The 23,694-nt window shown below is 47.2% G+C and carries 18 protein-coding genes and 1 CRISPR repeat array; of the genes, 15 read left to right on the top strand and 3 right to left on the bottom strand.

Features of this window, described 5'->3' with window-relative positions:
* Positions 1-14: 14 nt before the first annotated feature.
* Entirely contained in the window at positions 15-296 is a 282-nt protein-coding gene (locus C4S39_RS03030) for a peptidylprolyl isomerase (RefSeq protein ID WP_013646895.1), read from the bottom strand.
* A gap of 283 nt (positions 297-579) precedes the next feature.
* Between C4S39_RS03030 and C4S39_RS03025 the strand changes: the two genes are divergently transcribed.
* From C4S39_RS03025 to C4S39_RS03005, 5 genes are all read left to right on the top strand, one after another.
* Positions 580-1,245, top strand: a complete 666-nt coding sequence (locus tag C4S39_RS03025; RefSeq protein ID WP_103965573.1) for an ABC transporter ATP-binding protein — start codon at positions 580-582, stop codon at positions 1,243-1,245.
* Positions 1,242-3,791, top strand: coding sequence for an FtsX-like permease family protein (locus C4S39_RS03020; RefSeq protein ID WP_103965572.1), 2,550 nt, complete (start codon positions 1,242-1,244; stop codon positions 3,789-3,791). Before C4S39_RS03025 ends, C4S39_RS03020 begins: the two co-directional genes overlap by 4 nt.
* A complete protein-coding gene (locus C4S39_RS03015; RefSeq protein WP_103965571.1) occupies positions 3,791-4,888 on the top strand; it encodes a lipocalin-like domain-containing protein in 1,098 nt (365 codons plus the stop codon). Before C4S39_RS03020 ends, C4S39_RS03015 begins: the two co-directional genes overlap by 1 nt.
* A 996-nt stretch (positions 4,889-5,884) precedes the next feature.
* On the top strand, positions 5,885-7,120 hold the full coding sequence (locus C4S39_RS03010; RefSeq protein WP_103965570.1) for an AI-2E family transporter: 1,236 nt from the start codon (positions 5,885-5,887) through the stop codon (positions 7,118-7,120).
* Positions 7,121-7,285: 165 nt separating this feature from the next.
* Complete coding sequence (locus C4S39_RS03005; protein WP_103965569.1) at positions 7,286-7,918, top strand: DedA family protein; 633 nt, start codon at positions 7,286-7,288, stop codon at positions 7,916-7,918.
* A gap of 107 nt (positions 7,919-8,025) precedes the next feature.
* On the opposite strand, the gene C4S39_RS03000 is transcribed toward C4S39_RS03005, so the two are convergent.
* A complete protein-coding gene (locus C4S39_RS03000) occupies positions 8,026-9,591 on the bottom strand; it encodes an amino acid permease (protein ID WP_103965568.1) in 1,566 nt (521 codons plus the stop codon).
* Positions 9,592-10,066: 475 nt separating this feature from the next.
* Between C4S39_RS03000 and yidD the strand changes: the two genes are divergently transcribed.
* From yidD to cas2e, 9 genes are all read left to right on the top strand, one after another.
* Positions 10,067-10,306 carry a membrane protein insertion efficiency factor YidD gene (gene yidD / locus C4S39_RS02995; protein WP_103965567.1) on the top strand — a complete coding sequence of 80 codons (240 nt, stop codon included), beginning with the start codon at positions 10,067-10,069 and terminating at the stop codon, positions 10,304-10,306.
* 192 nt (positions 10,307-10,498) lie between these two features.
* A complete protein-coding gene (gene cas3, locus C4S39_RS02990) occupies positions 10,499-13,006 on the top strand; it encodes a CRISPR-associated helicase Cas3' (RefSeq protein ID WP_219817908.1) in 2,508 nt (835 codons plus the stop codon).
* Between the two features lie 8 nt (positions 13,007-13,014).
* The gene (gene casA, locus C4S39_RS02985; protein WP_103965565.1) at positions 13,015-14,517 is read left to right on the top strand and encodes a type I-E CRISPR-associated protein Cse1/CasA; all 1,503 of its coding nucleotides are present in this window, start codon (positions 13,015-13,017) and stop codon (positions 14,515-14,517) included.
* Positions 14,518-14,519: 2 nt separating this feature from the next.
* A complete protein-coding gene (casB, locus tag C4S39_RS02980) occupies positions 14,520-15,068 on the top strand; it encodes a type I-E CRISPR-associated protein Cse2/CasB (protein WP_103965564.1) in 549 nt (182 codons plus the stop codon).
* The gene (gene cas6e, locus C4S39_RS02975) at positions 15,061-15,699 is read left to right on the top strand and encodes a type I-E CRISPR-associated protein Cas6/Cse3/CasE (protein ID WP_103965563.1); all 639 of its coding nucleotides are present in this window, start codon (positions 15,061-15,063) and stop codon (positions 15,697-15,699) included. Before casB ends, cas6e begins: the two co-directional genes overlap by 8 nt.
* Before the next feature lie 56 nt (positions 15,700-15,755).
* Positions 15,756-16,799 carry a type I-E CRISPR-associated protein Cas7/Cse4/CasC gene (cas7e, locus tag C4S39_RS02970; protein WP_103965562.1) on the top strand — a complete coding sequence of 348 codons (1,044 nt, stop codon included), beginning with the start codon at positions 15,756-15,758 and terminating at the stop codon, positions 16,797-16,799.
* 11 nt (positions 16,800-16,810) lie between these two features.
* On the top strand, positions 16,811-17,542 hold the full coding sequence (gene cas5e / locus C4S39_RS02965) for a type I-E CRISPR-associated protein Cas5/CasD (RefSeq protein ID WP_103965561.1): 732 nt from the start codon (positions 16,811-16,813) through the stop codon (positions 17,540-17,542).
* Positions 17,532-18,431 carry a type I-E CRISPR-associated endonuclease Cas1e gene (cas1e, locus tag C4S39_RS02960; RefSeq protein WP_103965560.1) on the top strand — a complete coding sequence of 300 codons (900 nt, stop codon included), beginning with the start codon at positions 17,532-17,534 and terminating at the stop codon, positions 18,429-18,431. The genes cas5e and cas1e overlap by 11 nt, the downstream gene beginning before the upstream one ends.
* Positions 18,418-18,684 carry a type I-E CRISPR-associated endoribonuclease Cas2e gene (gene cas2e / locus C4S39_RS02955; RefSeq protein ID WP_219817907.1) on the top strand — a complete coding sequence of 89 codons (267 nt, stop codon included), beginning with the start codon at positions 18,418-18,420 and terminating at the stop codon, positions 18,682-18,684. The genes cas1e and cas2e overlap by 14 nt, the downstream gene beginning before the upstream one ends.
* 110 nt (positions 18,685-18,794) lie before the next feature.
* Positions 18,795-21,325: a CRISPR direct-repeat array (repeat unit 28 nt; unit sequence GTTTTCCCCACGCTCGTGGGGGTGTTTC).
* 72 nt (positions 21,326-21,397) lie between these two features.
* Here the strand turns inward: cas2e and C4S39_RS02950 are convergent.
* Positions 21,398-22,570, bottom strand: a complete 1,173-nt coding sequence (locus C4S39_RS02950) for a type III PLP-dependent enzyme (RefSeq protein ID WP_103965558.1) — start codon at positions 22,568-22,570, stop codon at positions 21,398-21,400.
* Between the two features lie 535 nt (positions 22,571-23,105).
* Here C4S39_RS02950 and C4S39_RS02945 point away from each other — a divergent pair.
* Positions 23,106-23,576, top strand: a complete 471-nt coding sequence (locus C4S39_RS02945; RefSeq protein ID WP_103965557.1) for a sodium:proline symporter — start codon at positions 23,106-23,108, stop codon at positions 23,574-23,576.
* The last annotated feature ends 118 nt before the right edge of the window (positions 23,577-23,694 follow it).

Below are 23,694 nucleotides of genomic sequence, written 5' to 3'. Positions count from 1 at the left end.
ATATGCTGTAGACATCAATCGCTGCGTTGAGTCACTTCCAAAAGATGATAGCCAAACTGTGTCTTAACCGGACCCTGTACTTCACCGACCGGAGCGCTGAAGACGACGGTGTCGAATTCCTGCACCATCTGTCCACGGCCGAATTCACCCAGTTCACCACCTTGTTTTCCGGATGGACATAATGAGTGCTCCTGGGCCAGTGTGCCAAAATCGGCACCACTTTCAATTTCTGCTTTCAAGTTGTTACATTGTTCTTCAGTTTTAACCAAAATATGACGTGCGCTAGCTCGTGCCATAAATTCTTCTCCTGTTATTGGACGAATACTTCTGAAAATCCCGGCATATTTGCAATGCCGGATTACTCGCAAAAAGACACCTCTTGAATAAGGTATAAAATATATGCGGAATTATTATTTCTTGCCCGTATTCGCCTTGCTCAGCATTCTTGATTTGCAGAAGTGCTCGTGATTAATTATCGTGGTACAGTTAAAGCATACCTTGGTCGGGTGATACATGCACTGTTTTTTTCAGTATCGCTGACCATCCATTTTTCAATGAATTGCCGGGGTATTATCGAATATGCTGGAGTTACGCAACATTACCAAAGGTTATGCCGAGAATCGGAAGGTGCTGATCAACTTGAGCTACACATTGAATGCGGGCGAGTACGTCGCGATTATGGGCGAATCGGGCGTGGGCAAATCGACGTTATTGAATCTGATTGCCGGTTTGGATTCTCCGGATTCCGGTGAAATTCGCATTAATGGAGCTGCCATTTCATCCATGCAAGATGATGCCGCGACGCAATTGCGGCGTGAACAGTTTGGTTTCATCTTCCAGGCGTTCCACGTGTTGCCTCATTTGACGCTGGCACAGAATATCGCGTTGCCGCTGTTGTTGAATGGTATAGCAACGGATTGCGTGAACCAGATGCTGGAGCAAGTAGGTCTGCATGGCCGCGGACATCATTTCCCGCGTCAGTTGTCCGGTGGCGAACTGCAGCGTGTTGCCATCGCCCGTGCATTAATTCATCGACCCCGATTGGTACTGGCGGACGAACCTACGGGTAATCTTGATCCGGACACCGCGCATGAAATTCTTCAGCTGATACGCAGGGAAATCAAAGCGAATGGTGCGACCGGCATTATCGTGACACATTCCCATATGGCAGCCGCCACGGCCGACAGGGTGCTGCATTTGACCAAGAATGGATTGCATCCGGCGCAGCCAGGGCATAATTTATGAAACCACCATCGATATTCCGCTGGATGATGATCAGTGAATGGCGCGCGCATATTATGCAAATAGCCGTTGCACTCATCGCCATAGCCATCGGGGTCGCTATGGCATTTTCGATTCATCTGATCAACAGCGCTGCTTTCAATGAATTTTCTGCAGCCAGCAAGAGCCTCTCCGGGCAATCGGATTTGCAGGTGCGTGGACGGAAAGCATTTCTTGATGAGGCGCTTTATCCGCTACTGGCTAAACATTCCAGCATTGCATTAGCGAACCCTGTTTTGGAGTTGGATGTGGCGGTGCCTGGAAAACAGCAAGGCAGAAATGATCACAAACTGAAAATCATCGGTATCGATCCGTTCAGGGCGGCGCAAATTTCTCCCGATTTGCTGGGGGTTCCCGAAGAAGGAGAAACGCTGGATCGTATCGCCAGCGATACGATATTTCTATCACCCGCTGCAATGGAATGGTTGCAGGTCGAGCAGGGCGATGCGCTGCAATTACAGGCTGGATTACAAGCGATCACGCTGCGTGTGGCGGGCGGTTTAGTGCGCGCGCGCGCTGGTCAACGCATAGCAGTGATGGATATTGGTGCGGTCCAGTGGCGCTTTGGACAGATCGGGCAATTGTCGCGGATTGAACTGAAACTCAAAGATGGCATTAATCACGCGGCATTTAAAACCAGACTGGCTAAGGAATTAGGTGAATCCTATTGGGTTATGGAAGCGGCGGATCAGGAAGCGCGGATTGCCAATATGTCGCGCGCTTATCGTATTAATCTGAACATGCTGGCCTTGGTGGCGCTATTTACGGGCACATTCCTGGTATTTTCCACGCAGGCTTTATCGGTGATACGGCGGCGTCAGCAATTTGCGTTGTTACGCGTACTGGGTTTCACGCGGCAGCAGTTGTTGCGGCAGATCATCGCAGAGGGCGGGTTTCTGGGGATAATGGGATCGGTATTGGGATTGGGACTGGGGTATGCCGTTGCAGCGGTGGCCATTCGGTTTTTGGGAGGAGATTTAGGGACAAATTTCTTTCCAGGCGTTAAACCGGGTATTTTTTTTGATCCTTGGGATGCTGTAATTTTTTTTGCAATAGGTTTGAGTGTGACATTGCTGGGAAGTATCGCGCCGGCATTGGAAGCCGTTCGAGCCCGGCCTGCATTGGCATTGCGCTCCGGCGCTGAAGATGCGGTTATGGCGAAATTGTCTTCGCCTTGGTTTGCGGTGATTTGTTTATCGCTCGCATTGCTGTTCACGCAATTACCCCCCATTTTCGAACTGCCGGTATTCGGTTATCTTGCGATTGCATTACTGTTGATTGGCGGCATTACGCTAATGCCGCGATTTGCTGCATGGACATTTGCATCTTTATTAAACCGGTTGCACCATGAGCGGATTGGTGCTGTTTTTACGTTGGCACTGGCACGCTTGGCGAATGCGCCGAATCAGGCCGCAATTGCATTGGGCGGCATATTGGCCAGTTTTAGCCTGATGGTTGCCATGGCGATTATGGTGACCAGTTTTCGTGTATCGATCGATGCGTGGCTTGGGCAGGTATTACCGGCCGATTTGTATGTGCGTGCTGCTGCAATCGGTGATCAGGGTGGTTTTCAGTCTGATGCGCAAAATGCGATCATCGCGTTGCCAGGATTTGATCGAGTGGATTTTTTCCGCACTCAGCAGTTGACACTTGATATTAATCGTCCGGATGTCACCTTGTTTGCCAGGCCGGTGGATAAGGAGGATCCGCGCAATACGCTGCCGCTGACGGATGATGTGATTGCGCCCGGGTCGTTGCCCGAAGAGGTAATGCCGGTTTGGGTATCCGAGGCGATGGTTGATTTATATGGTTATCGGGTGGGTGAGAAAGTGGTCCTGCCGATTGGCGCAGTGCCCAGCGAATTTCTGGTCGCCGGGGTATGGCGTGATTATGGCCGGCAGTTTGGCGCGATACAGATGCAGCTGACGGATTATCAGCGATTAACGGGGGATTTGAGTGTCAATAACGTGGCGCTGTGGCTGCAAGCTGGAACGTCATCAGATACCGTTGTTGCGAGCTTGCGTCAGCTGCCTTTTGGTGCGGCCCTTGAAATATCGAGATCGAGTGATATGCGTGCTTTGAGTTTTGAAATTTTTGACCGGAGCTTTGCGGTAACTTATTTACTGGAAATAGTGGCGGTCGTTATTGGATTACTGGGTGTGGCGGCTAGTTTTTCTGCGCAAATACTGGCGCGCGCTAAGGAATTTGGCATGCTGCGGCATATCGGCGTAATGCGCCGGCAGATTCTTGTTATGTTGACCGCGGAAGGCGGGTTGCTGACTGCGCTCGGAGTCGTGTTAGGTTTTGTACTGGGTTGGGGTATCAGTTTGATTCTGGTTTTTATCGTCAATCCGCAGTCCTTTCATTGGACGATGCAGTTGCATTTGCCGTGGGGCTGGTTATTGGCGATTGCCGTAATTATGTTGATTTCGGCGGCATTGACAGCTCTGTTTTTCGGACGTAAAGCGGTTTCCGTTCAGGTTATTCGCGCGGTACGGGAGGATTGGTAATGAAACGGAATAAATCTGGCAGTAATTTTAACGTTTTTGTCATGCTGCTTTTTAGCTGCTTACTCATTACCGGCGTATATGCCGAGTCGAACCGGTTAAAACCGGTTACTCCCGATTACCAGCTCTCTTTTCCTATGGATTATGGCGCACACCAGGATTTTCGCATTGAATGGTGGTATATCACGGGTTGGTTGGAGACAGAAGATAAGAAACCATTGGGTTTTCAGGTTACTTTTTTCCGTTATGCCACTGATCGTAATCACGATAATCCGAGCCGCTTTGCTGCAAAGGATTTAATTATCGCGCACTTGGCCTTATCCGATCCTGCGGTTGGTAAATTGATGCATGTTGAAAGAACTGCTCGTGAAGGTTTTGATCTTGCCTATGCCAAGCCAGGGAATACCAATGTTAGATTAGACGATTGGACATTGGTGCGAGAGGAGGATGGCCGCTATCAGGTGGATATGCAAGCCAGCGATTTTGGTTTGCAATTGTCATTAACACCCACGCAAAGCATGATGCTGCAAGATATGGACGGTTTTTCCCGTAAAGGCCCAAAACCGGAACAGGCCAGTTATTATTATAGCGAGCCGCATTTGAGCGTAACCGGCACAGTACTCAGGCAAAATAAGCCAGTAACTGTTAAAGGACGGGCTTGGCTGGATCATGAATGGTCAACTGCCCATTTGGATTCGGATGCCGACGGATGGGATTGGGTAGGCGCCAATCTGGATGATGGCTCTGCACTGGTGGCATTTCAAATACGTGCGAAACAGGGCGGGAAAGTATGGGCTTATGCAGCGCTGCGTGATGCAAAGGGAAATATGACCTTGTTTGATCCCGATCAGGTGGAATTTACGCCGATACGTACCTGGCGATCACCGCATACAGAGGCGGTTTATCCGGTTGCCATGCATATTCGCACCGGTGAGATTGAATGGCGGCTTACACCATTGCTGGACGATCAGGAGCTGGATGCGCGCCAATCCACCGCAGCGGTATATTGGGAAGGCGCTGTGATGCTGACCAAGGATAATAAGCCAGCGGGGCGCGGCTATCTTGAGCTGACGGGCTACGTGAAACCTTTGACATTGTGATGTTTAAAGTGCATCCGGTAACCGGAAAAGAATTTTCAATCATGCGATTTTCTGGCAAATAATAAAGCGTACTAAATTTCAACACTTTCATTGTTGTTAAATGTGAGTTAGAATTCGGTGGCGCAGTAATCTAAGTGGTACAAGATGATTGCGAATAATTACTCGGCTCCACACATAAAGATCGCTGTGGCAGTGAATCTGAGGGGCGGAGATAAGATTCACGATTACAAATTTTGTGATTGTGTGAGCAAGGGGAGTCGATAATTTGTCGGCTTTAAATCTAAATCAAAGAATGTACCTTAAATAAGGAGATAAACTATGAGCGAAGTCAACAGAAGAGAAACAGATGCGCAAGTTCTGAGATTGTTCTTCATCTCAGCAGCTGTTTTTATCGTTATTGGAGCAATTGTATACGGCGTATTCTAGACTGAGAAGTTTGCCGCTGCCCTTTATAGGCTTAAGTTCCGTTAGTTTTCTATCGGAACTTGATTCTTTTAAGTTGAAAAATAGGGCGGTATCAGTCAATGCATGCAAAAAATAAAATGCCCGTCTAGTAAAAGATTTTGGTTTACTGAACGGGCATTGCTTATATCATATACAGCGCTATTGCTGTAGTCTTCCTTCTTCTTGAATCAATGGTGATCAGTCGAGTTCTAATGTAAAGATAGTGTTATCCTGCTATAGAATTTTTTACTCAATAAAACCATAAGTAGCTGCACATCCATTAATCGTATTACCCAATAGAGAAATTATGAATGATGGTGCAGGCCAATGCCATGAAATACATGGCGTTAACATAAAATGCAAAAGAATCTTTACGGATTCTGGGCAGCGCATAGTTTTCAGTAAATATTTTTTGGTACACTGGGAGCAGGGTGTCTTATAAGCATTTTAAATGCAATAACGCCTCTGAAATACTCCCATAATACTTATCAAGTAATCTCTTGATACGGGTTAGTTAATTTAATTGTTAACCACACAGAGAATTTGAAAATAATGTCATTCAGCTTTGATAGTTTTTATGAGGCCAACCGCCGCATACTGATCTGGCTTATTCTGATTGGTATATTATGGCTTTTGCAAGATTTCTTTGGACTGATCTTCATCACCTTTGTTCTTACTTTTATTGCGACACCATTGGTACAGATGGGCCGGAACAAATTTAAATTGCCGCATCGTGCTTCCCTGGTGCTGGTATACATTTTTTTCCTGGTCGTGCTGGGTAGTTTTTTTCGTTACGTGACCCCCAGTGTCATCGGTGAATCCAATCGTTTTATTAATAACTTCAGCGAAGTACAGTTAAAGCTGATAGAAATGAAACGGGACATTATCGGAAAATACCCGGGTATCGAAAGCCCTCTGCATGGTTATGCCCGCAGTATTCTGGATGAGGATAGTCTGCGGGTAATCGACGCCAAGCTTAGCCGGTTCCGGCAAAAGCTCGATTTTTCTGATATCGAGCACCTGGATGACGTCAAAGAAAATGAGATTACCGAAGATACCTATGAGAAGCTGAGAAAGTACTACGACAAGGAAACCGAGTTGCTGGTGGAACTCCTTATGAGCAAACAGATAGGTAAGGTTCGTGAGGAATTACCGAAACTTATTAATTATCTTTATAAAGCGATCGGTACGATGTCACTGGCGCTGTTATTCAGTTTTTTGATTTTGTTTGACAACGTCCGCTTGGGCGGTTTGATGAAAAGCCTGCATGAGTCGAGATTAAGGGATTTCTATCAGGAAACCGCACAACCGGTAATTCGTTTTGCTTATGTCGTTGGTCGCGCCATTCAAGCGCAGGCAATGATTGCCTGCGTTAATACTTTTCTGACTTTGATAGGCTTGATAATGCTTGGAATTCCGTCGGTCGCATTGTTATCACTCATTGTTTTTGTGTGCAGTTTTATCCCGGTACTGGGGGTATTCATTTCTACTACGCCGATGGTGTTGGTTGCGTTGAATACAGGCGGTTTGACTTTGGCGTTAGGAATAGTCGGCATGATAACCATCATTCATATTATTGAAGCTTATGGCCTTAATCCGATGATTTATGGTAAACATCTCAAGCTTAATCCGGTGCTGGTGCTTATTATTTTACTTATTGCCTATCATGGTTTTGGTCTGTGGGGAATGATACTGGGGGTTCCGGTCGCATATTATTTTATTCATGATGTGTTTGGCGTGCCGTTATGGGATAGGCATCGATTAGGGCCAAGCGTAGCTAATAATTAATCAATTTACTTTAAGCGTTGTGTAGCCAGGTTCTGCAGGGGAGAATTTCATCGCTGGTGTTAAAAGTCTGTGTCTATATTTGTTAAAAATAGGCTTATGCAGTTAACGTAGAGCAATCATTTTTGCACACAATATTATATTTTATAACGCACTCACTTTACCCCCATGTTTCTTATAGACTTTATACTTAATATTGACCGGCATCTCCATGTGCTATCCTCAGAATATGGTCTATGGGTTTATGGCATTCTTTTTCTCATCATATTCTGCGAGACCGGATTAGTTGTAATGCCTTTTTTACCAGGGGATTCGCTTTTGTTTGCGGCAGGTACTCTGGCCTCGTTTGAAGATTCGCAACTTAGCCCTCATGTCCTGTTTGTCGGATTATGTATTGCAGGTATTCTGGGAGATAGCGTGAATTACTGGATCGGAAAAAAGGCCGGTCCCAAAGTTTTTACTTCGCAGGAATCCCGTTTCTTTAAACGCGAATACCTGCATAAAACGCACGCTTTTTACCTTAAATATGGAGCCAAAACGATAATTATTGCGCGTTTCATTCCAATTGTCCGAACGTTTGCCCCCTTTGTTGCCGGGATCGGAACAATGCCCTACCGCACCTTTATAACGTATAACGTTATCGGCGCCATATTGTGGGTCGGTATATTTATTTATTCAGGATTTTACTTCGGGCAACTTCCGGTGATTCAGCAAAACTTCAAACTGGTCATCCTGGCTATTATTGTTTTATCGATAACCCCTCCCATAATAGAATATCTGAAGCATCGATATAGAAAGTAGCATCCCTGATTATAGTTGCTTATTGGTGAATCAAAGCGCCACTACTGCCATGTGGCTATTTACCGGGTGTCCGCGCATTAGCGTTTATTTCCTGGGAAACTTCATTCTCAGTCCTTACCTTTTGATTTTGTGGAGTCTTGACTGCGATCAGCCAGCGGTCGAATCGGACTGATAATATCTTCACCGCCCGATGAGGTATCGATGCCGAGCGCGAGGTGGCTTTTACGGTAACCGTAGAGAAAATAGAAAATCAATCCGATTCCAGCCCAAATCGGGAATACCAGTTTCGCGTCGTTGGGCAGGAACCAGAAAAGTGTAATACAGCCAATCACAGCAAGCGGCCCCACCAGCCAGATTATCGGTGCCCTGAAAGGCCGTGTGCGATGCTTATCCCGGACGCGGAGTATCATGACTGCCAATGCAACCACCATGAAAGCGAACAATGTACCGGAGTTGGAGATGTCTGCCAGCTTGCCAACCGGAAAGAAGGCGGCAGCAATGGTGACGCCGATACCTGTTACGTAAGTCACGATATAAGGTGTTTTAAACCGTGTATGTACGCGGCTTAATACTTCAGGAAGCAATCCATCGCGCGCCATAACGAAAAAAATGCGCGTTTGTCCGAACAGCATCATCAGAACGACAGAAGGCAATGCCAGGAATGCAGCGAAGCCAAGTAAATTGCCAAATTTTTCCCATCCAATCTCACGTAAAACCAGTGCCAGAGCTTCACGCGAACATACGAGCGGCTGCTGTCCAACAGCGGCAAGCGACTGGCATTGTTCCGCCAGAGCGATTGAGCCGGGCATCAGGCCTTTTCCGGTCTCGTCGAGTATCGGTTGTGCGCCGATAGCGCCAATCGCACCGGCTGAAACCAATATATAGAAGATGGTACAAATTACGAGCGAGCTGATAAGTCCTATAGGCACGTTGCGTTGCGGATTCTTGGTCTCCTCGGCGGCAGTTGAAACCGCATCGAATCCGACATAGGCAAAAAAAATCGAGGATGCGGCAGCAACCACGCCTGCTTCGCCCAACGGCAGGAAAGGCTGGAAGTTTTCGATCTCAGCAACGGGAAGGGTCAATGCAATAAACAGCATCAAAGCAGCAATTTTGATTGTGACCAGCACAGCATTAAACGAGGCGCTTTCCCGCGTACCCACAACCAGTAGTCCGACGACCAGGATACAGACGAAAACCGCGGGTAGATTGATGATACCGCCTGCGAAGGGACCATTAGCCAGCCCGAAGGGTATGGTGATTCCTAGGGAGCTATCGAGAAGACCAACAAAATAGCCAGACCAACCGACCGCCACCGCGCTGGCGGCGACAGAGTACTCCAAGATTAGTGCCCAGCCCACCATCCAGGCTACCAATTCGCCCAGTACTGCATAGGAATAAGTATAGGCTGAACCTGAGACAGGCACCATTGAAGACAATTCAGAGTAACAAAGGGCCGCTACGATGCAAACGAAGCTAGCAATGATGAATGAGAGCATCATGCCTGGCCCGGCTTTCTGTGCAGCTTCCGCTGTGAGTACAAAAATACCGGTTCCGATGATTGCTCCGACACCCAGCAGGGTTAATTGCCATGGCCCCAGAGATCGATGAAGGCTTTTCTTTTCTGCTGTAGCCAGAATGGCGTCAAGTGATTTTACGCGCCAGAAAATCATGAATTCTTCCTTTTGTTAATGCAATTGTTTTTGATAGTCCAGATATACGTTGGGAGACAGTGTGCAAGCATTCGCGATGTTCAAAATGCAATTATGGTAAACAAAAGCGTAAAGTTTGAGAAAATCCTTCTGCAAACTGAATGGTTATTTATAACACAATGTATTAATTGATAAGAACAGTATTTCCTTAGTGGTTTCTGCAATAGAGCTGCACAATCTGTTAAATATACCATACCTTAATATCGGGAAGTGGATCATGGCTTGTGGTGCAGTGATTATCATGCGCTTCCTTAGAGCGGAATAGGATATAAGAGAAGAGGTATTTTGCAGATCAATATTACCCGCACAATCCTTGAATGATCAGCCGGATTTGTTTCAGGCGCGGAAAAAGTTATACTTCAACCCGCTAGGCAGGTACGCTGCTGGCAGTCTTAAGATTTAATCATAACGAAAGAAAAACAAGAAGGAGGCGTTGATGGGTGCGTTTTTCCGGCGAGTCCTGATTGGGGTCATTAAATTTTATCAAATCGTGATCAGCGCATTATTGGGGCAAAGTTGCCGCTTTTATCCGACGTGTTCCAATTACACCATTGAAGCGCTGGAGCTTCATGGTGTTTTGCGTGGCGGCTGGCTTGCGATCAAGCGCATTTCGCGGTGCCATCCCTGGAATCCGGGTGGTTTTGATCCGGTGCCGCAGGATAAGACGGAGCGTTAGAATGATGAGGTATGTTGTTAAAAATGGGGCTCATTGATTTAAGTAGCGAGTAGATTTGCATAGTACCACTGCGTAATTGTGCTGGCGATAAATAGGATATGGTTAAACCTTTGATACGGGGTAAATAGATAGATGCTTGGACGCCATATACAGAAATCGCCTGATTCATCACTTTTGACTTTGAATCAATGCTTGGCTAAATCGCGTAAAACGCGTAGCAACCTTATACTGCCTGGGCGGCTGGTATTTAGTCACTGTCAGATTGTTGGTGAAGTGGCGCGTGCACTGATAAGGCGTATGCCTGAATGGCTGCGTGCGGAATTGTTTCCCGCCGGTGCCGAATTAATTGCTGCTGCTCATGATATTGGAAAGGTTAGTCCGGCTTTTCAAAAGAAAATTTATGCCGCACTTTCTCAAAACGATGAAGCTATCCGTTTAAGACTGAGCGCGTTTAAGTTTAATGCTGATGCCGAGAAATGTTGGGGAGGACATGGCGGTGTTAGTCAGGCTACGGCAGATGCTCAAAATATCGGGAAGTATATTCCGGAGATTCTAGGCCAGCATCATGGATTTTCACCAAATTTGTCTACGCATCAAGCGACTAGTGAGGTGTTTGGCGGACAAGCATGGCAAGCACAACGTATCGAATTACTAGCGCAACTCAAACAAGCTCTGGGTGTCGATTTTCCCATTGTGAAAGACGCGTTACAGGCGCGTGTACTTGCCGGACTTACCACGGTTTCCGATTGGATTGGCTCCGGCCCGCTGTTTGAAGACCCTGATGGCGAGTGGCAGTCAAGAATTGAGCAGGCATTGGATTCGGCTGGATTCGTTCAGCCACAGTTGAGGGTTGGATTAAGCTTTCGCAATGTATTTGATTTTGATCCGAAAGATACTCAAACCAAGCTGATTGAGGCGGCGAATCAATCTGGCGTGTATGTGCTCGAAGCGCCGATGGGGCTGGGAAAAACCGAAGCTGCGCTCTATGCGGCTTATCAATTGCTATCTAAGAAGCTAACCACAGGCATTTATTTTGCGCTACCCACCCAGCTCACTTCTGACAAAATTCACGAGCGGGTTAATACATTCTTAACTCGAATCCTGGATGATAAATCACCTCATAAGGCCTTGCTCGTCCACAGTAATGCTTGGTTGAAACAGTTTGAAATGGGTGAAGAAGGCAATCCTGGCGGGGCGTGGTTTGCCCAGGGTAAGCGCGGTGTTTTGGCGCCTTTTGCAGTGGGCACGGTCGATCAGGCTTTGATGGCGGTCATGAATGTCAAGCATGGTTTTGTCCGTACCTTCGGCTTGGCGGGCAAGGTGGTGATACTGGACGAAGTTCATTCTTATGACAGTTTTACGGGTACGATTTTAGATGCACTGGTTAAGGCGCTACGTCAATTACATTGCACAGTTATTATCCTGAGTGCCACGCTTACCCAGGAACGGCGGGCTAAATTGCTCGGTATCGCGCCAATTTCCACCGCATATCCTTTAATTACAGCTCAGCCTAATACAGGAGAGCTTGCAGAAGTTTCAGCTGGATTGATTTCTGATGTTTCAGTAGCCATTGTTCATCAACCAGAAACCACTGCCCTTGAAGAAGTTTTGCACCGGGCTGCGGAAGGTCAGCAGGTACTGTGGATAGAGAACACCGTAAACGAAGCGCAAGTGCTTTACCAAAAACTTGCTGATCGTGCCAGAGAAATCGGCGTGGCGTGCGGCCTGTTGCATTCGCGTTTTACTAAAACCAACCGGACAACCAATGAAAATACTTGGGTAACATTTTTTGGTAAAGATGGTGTTGAGACTCGTGCACAGCAAGGGCGAATTCTCGTTGGAACTCAGGTACTCGAACAATCTCTGGATATTGATGCGGATTTTCTGGTTTCCCGTATCGCCCCTACCGATATGCTCCTGCAAAGGTTGGGACGTTTATGGCGGCATGAAAAGACCCCGCGTCCGCAAACAGCCCGGCGCGAAGCTTGGATAATTTCACCAGATTTGGCAGCCGCCATCGACTCTCCTGAACTAGTCTTTGGGGCAACGGCGAAGGTTTATGCGCCTTACGTGCTTTGCCGCAGTCTGACGGTTTGGCAGGGTATCACCCAAGTTCGTTTGCCCGACCAGATTCGTGAATTGATTGAAGCGACCTACGCCGCACAAAACGAGAGTGAGCAAATGGCCAAGTATCTGTATCAAGTGGAGATTATGCGGGACAAACTCGAACGACTGGCATTGTTGGGAATATCGCAAGGCGGCACGACATTACCCGAAGAAAAGGCGCAAACCCGTCACAGCGAGCTGGAATCGACCGAAGTGCTACTGATTCGTTCTTGTCAACATGATCAGAAAAAGCCAGGGATTTGGGTTACTTTTCTCAGCGATGAAAAAAAATGGGTTCCCTATAATGGCCGTTCCTTGTCGCGCAAACAATGGTGTGAGATCAGTGCAACGCTCATGCAAAACACATTAAAAGTTACCGATTATCTTGCACCTAAGGCGGTTAGCAAAACCCAAATCCACTGGCTCGGTGATTACTTCTATCTGGGTAAGCCTGAATATGAAGAAAGTGTCATGCTGCGAGTGGCACTGGTCGATGAAAGTGGAGCAGTTAAGTCACTGGATAACAGCGTGGTCAATGATAGTTATGACATTAGCTATGATGCGTTGATTGGTTATCAAGCCAGAAAAAAATAAGGAAAAATATGATTGTAGAAAACCGTTTTAACCTGATTGATGAGCCCTGGATTCCAATTGTCGATGTAGGGCGAGTCAGTTTAAAGCAGTTATTTGACCATTCAGACTATCGCGCATTAGGTGGTAACCCAGTGCAAAAAATCGCTTTAATAAAACTGCTATTAGCCATTGCCCAGGCCGCGTATACGCCTGAAGATGATAGCGATTGGGCTAAATTGGGTGCGGAGGGGATGGTGAAGAAAAGCTTGGAATATCTCGAGCGCTGGCATGACCGGTTTTATTTGTATGGTGAAAAACCGTTTTTGCAAATGCCAGCCATCAAAGCTGCTGCTGTGCAAAATTATGGTGTGGTGCTGCCTGAAATTTCCACTGGCAATACGACTGTACTTACTCAATCCCACATAGAAAAAAGCTTATCTGATGCAGACAAGTCCTTGTTGATTGTGCAGTTGATGGGTTTTGGCTTGGGTGGCAAGAAAACTGATAATTCAGTTATTCTTTCACCCGGTTATCAAGGTAAGTTTAACGACAAAGGCAAGCCGTCTACGGGCAAACCTAGTGCATCCATTGGTTTTTTGGGGTTTTTACATAATTTCTTGCAGGGCAACTCTTTGCAAGAAACTTTGTGGCTTAATTTATTTACCAGGCAGAAAATTTCCGGTTTGGCGATATTTCCCCAAGGAATGGGAGCAGCACCTTGGGAGCAGATGCCCGCAGGTGAAAGCTGTGCAGTTGCCGAAGCATTGAAATCCAGCATTATGGGGCGGCTGATTCCACTTTCGCGCTTTTGCTTATTGACAGAAAATGGCTTGCATTACTCCGAAGGTATTGCGCATCCGGGCTATAAAGAGGGAGGTATTGATCCCAGTATATCCATAGATTCTTCTGCGAAAGACCCAAAAGCTATCTGGTCCGATCCTGATAAACGTCCTTGGCGACTGTTGACAGCATTACTGAGCTTTTTTTCGCAAACAAGCAATAAAGGATTTGACTGTTATCAACTGCGATGGAACATGGACCGTGCCATCCGGCAAATACACGTTATTGGTATTTGGTCGGGCGGTCTACGGGTTAGTAGCAACGCGGGTGAGCAATATGTATCAGGTTCCGATGATTTTGTTGAATCGATAATTCAGCTTAGAAGCGATATGTTGGGTGAGGTTTGGTTTGCCAATCTGCAACTTGAAATGGACGAGTTGGATAAGCTTTCAAAAACCGTTTATGGCGCAACCTTCAATTATTTCAAAAGCCAGAACATGGAAACCAAAGAACAGGCGGCATTGGCCAGTAACCTTTTCTGGCAACTATGCGAACGGCGCTTCCAAGAGTTGGTTAACATTTGTGATAACGCGGAGCAAGTCCTTGCCATGCGTCCGGTTTTTGCCCGGTTTGTCGACAAAGCTTACGATACCTGTTGCTCAAAGGATACCGCGCGTCAGCTTGATGCCTGGGCAAAGAATCGTCCTGATCTAAGAAAATATCTTAAGAAACCCACCCAGGAGGCGGCATAAGTATGGATACCAAGGTGCAGACACAAAAAAATGATTCGCCTCACAATAAAAGCCTTGCATTTGTGGATTACATCATTAACCGCTGCCAGGCTGATAATGGTTTAAGGGCAGCGCTTAAACGCGCTGACAATCCCGCCACTGAATATCAAAGCTGGGAGGTATTAGCAGGCTTCAAAGTAGACTTGGAATATGAAAATCAACGTTTACCCTATGCGGCGATTGGTGCCGCCATTGCCCGGACAAAAACCGAGAAAAATGGCACTGTCAGAATCGGACGAGCGATTGCAAATTGTTACGAGGACGGCAATGCCAGCGATCAGGCCAAAGCCAAGTTACGCCGTTTGTTAGCCTGTGATTCCGTACCTGAGGTCTGTCGTATTTTACGTCCGTTGTTTAGCTTGATCGAAGCCAAGAGCAATATTGCTCTGGACTACGCCGGTTTGCTTAATGATTTGCTGTGGTTTGGCCATAACGATAGCCAGTCTCGCATCAAGGCAAGCTGGGCGCAGGATTTTTACGGTAAACCGGCAGTGGAGGGTAAGGATGAGTGAAGATATATTGGCTTATGCCAGTGTGCTGCGCTTAAGCCGTGCTGACATGAAAATCCTGAATATCAAGGATGCTTATGCCTTGCATAAAGTCGTGTATGGCTTGTTTGAGGATGTGCGTACCGATGCTGAAAAACAAACCAGTATCGCCAGCGGTATTACTTATGCGGATAAAAGCGGTGATTTTAATACCCGGCAAATTCTGATGTTATCCAATCGCAAACCGCATCAAACGCCGCAATTTGGCGAAGTACAAACCAAGTCCATTCATTCGGATTTTCTGGCCCACAAACGCTACGCCTTTGAAATCACCCTGAATCCCGGCAAGCGTGATAAGCAAACGGGCAAAATCGTGCCGATCCGTGGTCGCGAAGGTATCGAGCAATGGTTTAAGGAACGTGCACCAAAATCCTGGGGGTTTAGTGTGAACCCTAGAAATCTGCAAACCCATAAGATCAGCGTGCAAGTTTTTGAGAAGATGGGAAAAACCATTACGCATGGTAGCGCTACGCTTCAAGGAGAACTGACAGTCATCGATCGGGAGCGTTTTATCCTGAGTTTTCTCCACGGCATAGGACGAGGCCGGGCATTTGGCTTCGGGTTGCTGCAAATCGTACCTTTAACCGCTATCTAACATCTAACTCTTGTTTGACGTTAAACCCCAATCCTATTCACTTGAAAGGTAATCAAATGACCATTAATAATCCATTCAAAAATATACGCATCGAATTTCATATCCTGCAATCCTTCCCTGTTACTTGCCTCAATCGAGACGATGTCGGTGCGCCAAAAACTGCCATGATTGGTGGTGTGCAACGCGCCCGGGTCAGTTCGCAGGCGTGGAAGCGTCCAGTGCGGATGGCGATGCACGATTTTGGAGCAAAACTAGGCGTGCGTACCAAGCATGTTGCCAGCACCATTGCACAAGCTTGTGTTGATTCAGGTGCGACCAATGAGCAGGCCAATGCTTGCGGTGAAATGCTCGCCACCTATTTGAGTAAAGACACGTTGCTGTTTTTTACCATGACAGAGGCCAAGGCTTTTGCCGAATATGCCAGAGAGCAAGGTTTCGATGCCAAAAAACTCAAAGACAAAGATGCTCATAAAGTGGCGAAAAAGGTTTTAAATCCGGCTGTTGATGGCGTCGATATTGCATTCTTTGGCCGTATGGTTGCACAAGCGGCTGAATTGAATGTCGAAGCTGCCGCGTCATTCTCTCATGCGATTTCTACGCACAAAGTCAGTAACGAAGTTGAATTTTTCACCGCCCTGGATGATCTTGCTACCGAACCCGGTTCTGCCCACATGGGCAGCTTGGAATTCAACTCCGCCACTTATTATCGTTATGTGTGCCTGGATTTGGGGCAACTGTGTCAAACCCTGATGGGGCAAAACTTGCCGGATGCAATTGAAAACTTTACCAAAGCCTTGTTTGTGGCGATACCGACTGCGCGGCAAACCACTCAATCGGGCGCATCGCCTTGGGAATTTGCCAAGGTACTGGTGCGAAAAGGCCAGCGCCTGCAAGTGCCATTCGAAACAGCAATTAAGGCTAAAGACGGCGGTTTTATCCAACCCAGCATAGAGGCTATGACGGGCTATTTAACCAGACAAGAAAAACTGCATGGCAGTCTGTTCGGAAAGCAAGCGGAATATACCTACGGGCAGGATGATAGTTTCAATATTGACACTTTAATCGCTGCACTTAGACAGCATGCCGCCGGGTGCGCTTGAGGATAAGGTAGATGAGTAACATTTATTTATTATTATGGTTTGAGGCCCCATTGCAGTCCTGGGGTTTTGATTCCAAATTTGGACGGCGCGATACGCAAATTTTTCCTACCAAGTCGGGGGTGCTGGGTTTGCTGTGTTCAGCGTTAGGTGCTGGCGGTGAGCAGCGGGAGTTCCTGGCTGAGTTTGCTACACTCGATCAAACGGTGATTTCCTTTGTGCGCGGTAAACAAACAGCAAATGGCGTTATCAAGCAAGATCGAGAACCTCTGTTGCGTGATTTCCATATGGTTGGCAGCGGCTATGACGATCAGGATCCGTGGACGAGTTTGCTTATCCCAAAAACTAGCGAAGGCAAAAAGGCGGTGGGGGGAGGTACCAAAATGACCTATCGCTATTATTTGCAAGACGCCGTTTTTGCTGTGGTGCTTGGCGTGCCCACTGATAAAGCAGAAGCCATCGCGCAAGCCCTGCAAAATCCTGCCTGGGATATTTATCTCGGACGTAAAAATTGTGTGCCAACCGATTTTATCTATCGCGGAACCTTTGATAATGAAGCTGCCGCTATAGAACAGGCAGGGTTAATTGCAATGGAAAAACAACGCATCGAGGATTTTCGAGTGGTGCATGGCGCGCTTGATGATGGCGAGGCAGATGAAATTTTTACCATTAATGACGTTCCTGTGCAATTCGGTGCAGATAAGCGATACCGGGATCGTCAAGTGAGTTTGATTTATGCCCGATGAAGCTACGTTATCAAAGCCGCCATCTAGCCGTTTGCTCATCAAGGTTACCCGTGACAGTTTGCCGCAGGTCAAAGACAAATATCCATTTATCTACCTTGAACGCGGGCGGCTGGAAATCGATGATTCCAGTATTAAATGGATAGACTGTGAAGCCAATGTCGTGCGTTTACCCATTGCCACTGTCAATTGTTTACTATTGGGTCCAGGCACCAGCATTACTCACGAAGCGGTCAAAGTTATTGCGCAATCCAATTGCAACGTGTGTTGGGTGGGAGAAGACAGTTTGCTGTTTTATGCCAACGGGCAAACACCAACAGCAGATACTCGTAATATGCGCGAGCAAATCAAGCTTTCTACTGATCCGAAAAAATCAGTAGAAGTTGCGCGACGAATGTTCGCCAGACGTTTCCCCGAAGCAGATTTGATGGGCAAGTCTTTAAAAGAAATGATGGGTATGGAAGGCTACCGTGTCCGTGCTTTATATGAACAAAAGGGGAAAGAATACGGTGTAGGTTGGAAAGGTCGTAGTTTTACACCAGGCAAATTTGAGCTGGGAGATATCACTAACCAAGTGCTTACGGCCAGTAATGCTGCGCTTTACGGTATTTTAAGTTCCGCTGTGCATAGTATGGGTTATTCACCACATATTGGCTTTATTCATTCCGGAAGTCCATTGCCATTTGTATACGACTTGGCTGATCTATACAAAGAATATCTTTGTATCGACTTGGCTTTTTCTCTGACACTTGAGATGGCCGGACGCTACAACAAGCACAAAGTATCTGATGCTTTTCGTCAGCGTGTCATTGAGACGGATTTGCTGGGTAAGATAGGCCAAGACATTGAGTCCATATTGGGAGTGAAAAATGCTCGTTGTGATAGCCAATGATTTACCGCCTGCTGTGCGCGGGCGAATGAAACTCTGGTTTATTGAGCCACGTCCCAACGTGTTTATTTCAGGAGTAAAAGATGCGGTTGCTAAAAAAGTAGTGGATTATTTGCACCGCCACTGCCCGCTTGAAAGCGGTTTGATGATTTTTCGGCGTATTCCAGAGACGCCTGGTTATGAAATATGCGGTGTAGGTGATACCAAGCGCAATCTTACCGAAATTTCTGGTTTGCAATTAGTAATTGAAAAATAAATACTGACTGAAGCCGTGGGTTTAAAGTTATAGTATTTCAGTATGAAGAGATTGGATTGCTAGAACACAACCAATAGTGTTTTAGCATCGCTCTTTAACAATTTGTTGGGGTTTTCCCCACGCTCGTGGGGGTGTTTCCATACCATGGCCTGGAATCAATGTGCATGTCCAGTTTTCCCCACGCTCGTGGGGGTGTTTCCACGACAAAGGAAATGAGTGAACGTGAAGTAATGTTTTCCCCACGCTCGTGGGGGTGTTTCTATCAAGCTGATAGCAACATTAATATAATGATTGTTTTCCCCACGCTCGTGGGGGTGTTTCCTTTCAACGCACCATCCGTTATCACTTCAATCTGTTTTCCCCACGCTCGTGGGGGTGTTTCTTCCTTCAAATGGGAGTGTGGCCAAGATGTCACGTTTTCCCCACGCTCGTGGGGGTGTTTCCAGATATCCGGGATAGAAAAACAGTTGCCGGGTGTTTTCCCCACGCTCGTGGGGGTGTTTCTCAGTCACACGGATGTTACTGATTAGGTTATAAGTTTTCCCCACGCTCGTGGGGGTGTTTCTAAAATAGACTTGTCAACTATTATTTAACAAAAGTTTTCCCCACGCTCGTGGGGGTGTTTCTCGGATTTTACGCGCTTTGGCTTAATGAGGCTAGTTTTCCCCACGCTCGTGGGGGTGTTTCTTCAGACTTGAGGAAACTGTGCTAGTAGAGACGGTTTTCCCCACGCTCGTGGGGGTGTTTCTTTCGTGGATACTTGGACGTTACAAGGCAGATTGTTTTCCCCACGCTCGTGGGGGTGTTTCTGATACAGCGTATCGCCATCAATTCGGATTTGCGTTTTCCCCACGCTCGTGGGGGTGTTTCCCTATTTCTTGAGTATTTAGCGAGTCCTTTGTTGTTTTCCCCACGCTCGTGGGGGTGTTTCGACGGCGTTACAGTCGCCGCGCCGCAACCTTTAGTTTTCCCCACGCTCGTGGGGGTGTTTCTAATCATGCCTCCAGAAAATCAAATTGATAGCAGTTTTCCCCACGCTCGTGGGGGTGTTTCCACTTGCTGGCACAGCAGCACTTACATGACCAAGTTTTCCCCACGCTCGTGGGGGTGTTTCCCAGATTGATACACCGCGATTGATTTGTCCGGTGTTTTCCCCACGCTCGTGGGGGTGTTTCTATAACAAATTGCGATTGGATGTTATAGATGATGTTTTCCCCACGCTCGTGGGGGTGTTTCTAGATCACGATGGTGGAATAATCGCCGGTCATGGGTTTTCCCCACGCTCGTGGGGGTGTTTCTAATCAAGGTACATGTCAACTGTTTGTGTGATCGTTTTCCCCACGCTCGTGGGGGTGTTTCTACGGTATTAGACGCGGGTTTCAAAGCGATGACGTTTTCCCCACGCTCGTGGGGGTGTTTCCACTGAATGATCCGGGAGCTTGCTCTTGATTGCGTTTTCCCCACGCTCGTGGGGGTGTTTCCATGTGCCGATGTTCCCGAGACTGCACCTATCTGTTTTCCCCACGCTCGTGGGGGTGTTTCTAATGCAAGGGTTAAAAGGATATGCTCGCCATGGTTTTCCCCACGCTCGTGGGGGTGTTTCTACGCCATTAAGATAAAAACGTGTAGCAATTACGTTTTCCCCACGCTCGTGGGGGTGTTTCCACCTATAAAGTCGGGATTTGATAATCCTCTGGGTTTTCCCCACGCTCGTGGGGGTGTTTCTACGCCGTTTTTTGCCTTCAATAATTAAATCAGGTTTTCCCCACGCTCGTGGGGGTGTTTCCATCATCGGACTGGGATTCCAAAGAATCACTACGTTTTCCCCACGCTCGTGGGGGTGTTTCTTTGTGATGTTGAGTTTGACATCAAGCCGGGTGGTTTTCCCCACGCTCGTGGGGGTGTTTCCATCGAATGGAAAAAGAAATGCTACAGAATAAAGTTTTCCCCACGCTCGTGGGGGTGTTTCTTTCGCCGGTGTCGGTATTTACGTTTTTAACTGGTTTTCCCCACGCTCGTGGGGGTGTTTCTGCCGTTGGTTGAGAAGTATGCTCTCAAAGTGGGTTTTCCCCACGCTCGTGGGGGTGTTTCTATTCCATCTGATAGGAATTTTGCAATGATTATGTTTTCCCCACGCTCGTGGGGGTGTTTCCGTGATCGTATTTGATACCAAAGGAGAGCCTGCGTTTTCCCCACGCTCGTGGGGGTGTTTCTACATCAATGCGAAAATTTCAAACGTTGGCTAGAGTTTTCCCCACGCTCGTGGGGGTGTTTCTGAACAAGGTCATTTAATATGGAAAAATAGACCGTTTTCCCCACGCTCGTGGGGGTGTTTCCTTCTAGGCGTGAAAGAATCGCAAGTAAAGGTCGTTTTCCCCACGCTCGTGGGGGTGTTTCTCAATGTTCGAGCTTAATCTTTGCATTACGATTGTTTTCCCCACGCTCGTGGGGGTGTTTCCGTATCAGCCCCATCAGGAGGATCCTAGTATCTGTTTTCCCCACGCTCGTGGGGGTGTTTCTCCATCCGGGCTTGATTTAAAAATGATGAATTCGTTTTCCCCACGCTCGTGGGGGTGTTTCTTCAATCGTGATTTCCGAGTGCGCTGAGACTTGGTTTTCCCCACGCTCGTGGGGGTGTTTCAGTGTCAACACATGTAAACACTCCGGGAGAGTAAAGCCCTAACATCAGAGTTCACTACCGCGTTTATGGTGGTTAAATGTAGTAATCCTTTAATGGCGGAAACCCGTTGAACTCCACTGAGCTGTATGTCGTTGTGTAGGCGCCAGTTGACAGCCAATATAATCGATCTCCCGCTGCGAGATTCAAGGGTAAGCCGTACTTATAGTTTTCATACATAATGTCTGCACTGTCGCATGTCGGTCCGGCGATGATCGCGTTCTCAAATTCGCCGTTCTTCTCTGTGTAAATCGGATACTTGATTGATTCGTCAAGTGTCTCGATCAGCCCGGTAAACTTCCCGACGTCGGTGTATATCCATCGATGCAGCGCTGTACGTGATTTACGCGAGATCAGCACGACTTCGCTGACAAGCACGCCAGCATTGGAAATCATTGAACGGCCGGGTTCGATGATGATTTCGGGCATGTCATTCAGGAAATCTTCGTGCAGGAATCGCGCAATCTCTTCAGCGTAGATCGAGAGTTCGTTCGTGCGTTGCAAATAGTTGGCTGGGAAGCCGCCGCCCATGTTGATCATCTTCAGCTTAATGCGATCTTCTTCCCACAAGCGATTGAAGATTACTTTTACCTTACCGAGCGCCGCATCCCAAGCGCCGATTTCACGTTGTTGTGAGCCGACATGGAACGATACGCCATAAGGGTCGAGGCCGAGATCGCGTGCGAGGATCAACAAATCCATAGCCATGTCACTCTCGCAGCCGAATTTGCGCGACAGCGGCCAGTCAGCGGTCAAAGTGCCTTCTGTCAGGATACGGGTGTAGATGCGCGCACCGGGCGCGGCTTTCGCAATGTTGCGCAGATCTGCCTCGGAATCGGTCGCGAACATCCGTACTCCCTTCTGATAGAAGGTGCGGATGTCCTTGGCTTTTTTGATCGTATTGCCGAAGCTGATGCGATCGGGTGTCACGCCCAGTGCGAGCACCTTGTCGAGTTCGTATGTCGATGCGATATCAAAGCATGCGCCTTTATCTTTGAGCAGTGTCAGGATTTGCGGTGCCGGATTGGCTTTGACCGCGTAGTAGGTGCGCGCGTACGGAAAATGCCGCGACATTTCATCGTATTGGCGATCAATCGTCGCGAGATCTACTACCAGGAAGGGTGTTTCGCGCGTGTCGGAGAAGGCTTTAATTCGCCTCCAGGTGGATTCATCGAAATAATCGTAAACTGTAATCGCTGTGTCGGACATGAGCAGATGGATTCTCCAAGTTAGGGTGTTCGGGAGTATTATGTAGCCGAGAGCGGATGATCCTACAGGGTATCTGCCCGTTGTTGCAACTGACAATTCCGGAAATTTCTAGCATTATAAACATAACAATATGAAAAAAATGGATTTCTAATCCCGTTTTATAGTATCAGAGTTAGTCAGTGCGGTAATAAATATCGATAATAAATGGGGAGCAAGCTATCTTGGCAGTTCACCGGCTGCGCGAGTACTAGTGCAACGAAGTGATTCGCTCGTGCAGCCAATTAATCAGCGTTTCCTAAGAAATAGAAAATAGTGAGTGCGTAGTCTAATTTGGAGTCCATGGAATCAAGCTGCAAGAAGATTTGCATACTATCGCTGCGTAAATTGTGCTGGCCATAAGCAACTTCGCCCTTTCTGCTTGTGCTAGCGGTTATGAAAAATTTCTGTCGATTTCGTAATCTCCTGCCGCTTGTTCCTATATCTTGTAGTTACGAGAATGCAATGATCATTCTGAAATGATTGGATTAATATCAAAATGGTGCGAGATCAGTCGTATAAATTCTGGTGGCCTGCGTTTTATGCAGGAATAGCTGCGGGAATATTCTCAACCGTCGCACAGATACTTTTGTGGTGGTTATTCTGGGATGAGCTACCTTCGATTTTGTATCGTGATGCACGGTTTGCGGCCGCGATCATTTTGGGGGAGGGAGTTTTGCCACCTCCAGCAACCCTCGATTGGTATGTAATGTTCATCGCAGCATTGCTTCACTTCGGTCTTTCCATCGCTTACGCGATTATCCTTTCCTGGCTGATTCACTGTATTGACATAACAAACTCACTGATCGCTGGTGGTTTATATGGTCTGGGATTGTTCCTCATGAATATGTACGGTTTTGTCATGATTTTCCCGTGGTTTGTTGATACGCGGGATTGGATTACAGTCGCTGCTCATATAGCGTTCGGTGTTTCTGCTGCAGGTGTGTACAAGGTTTTATCCCGGCAATAAACAGCCATAAAGCTATTGATTGTTGTTGGGGGGTATGTGAGATTCAGCTTCTTATCATCCTGATTAAGCGTATGTTTAAGAATGGATTTGACGGCAGAGGTTATGTACGATAACGAAC

Origin of the sequence: Nitrosomonas ureae, assembly GCF_900108305.1 — a bacterium.
Classification (GTDB): domain Bacteria; phylum Pseudomonadota; class Gammaproteobacteria; order Burkholderiales; family Nitrosomonadaceae; genus Nitrosomonas; species Nitrosomonas ureae_B.
The sequence above is the reverse complement of the archived record's forward strand: the minus strand, read 5'-3'. Positions and strand labels throughout refer to the sequence as shown.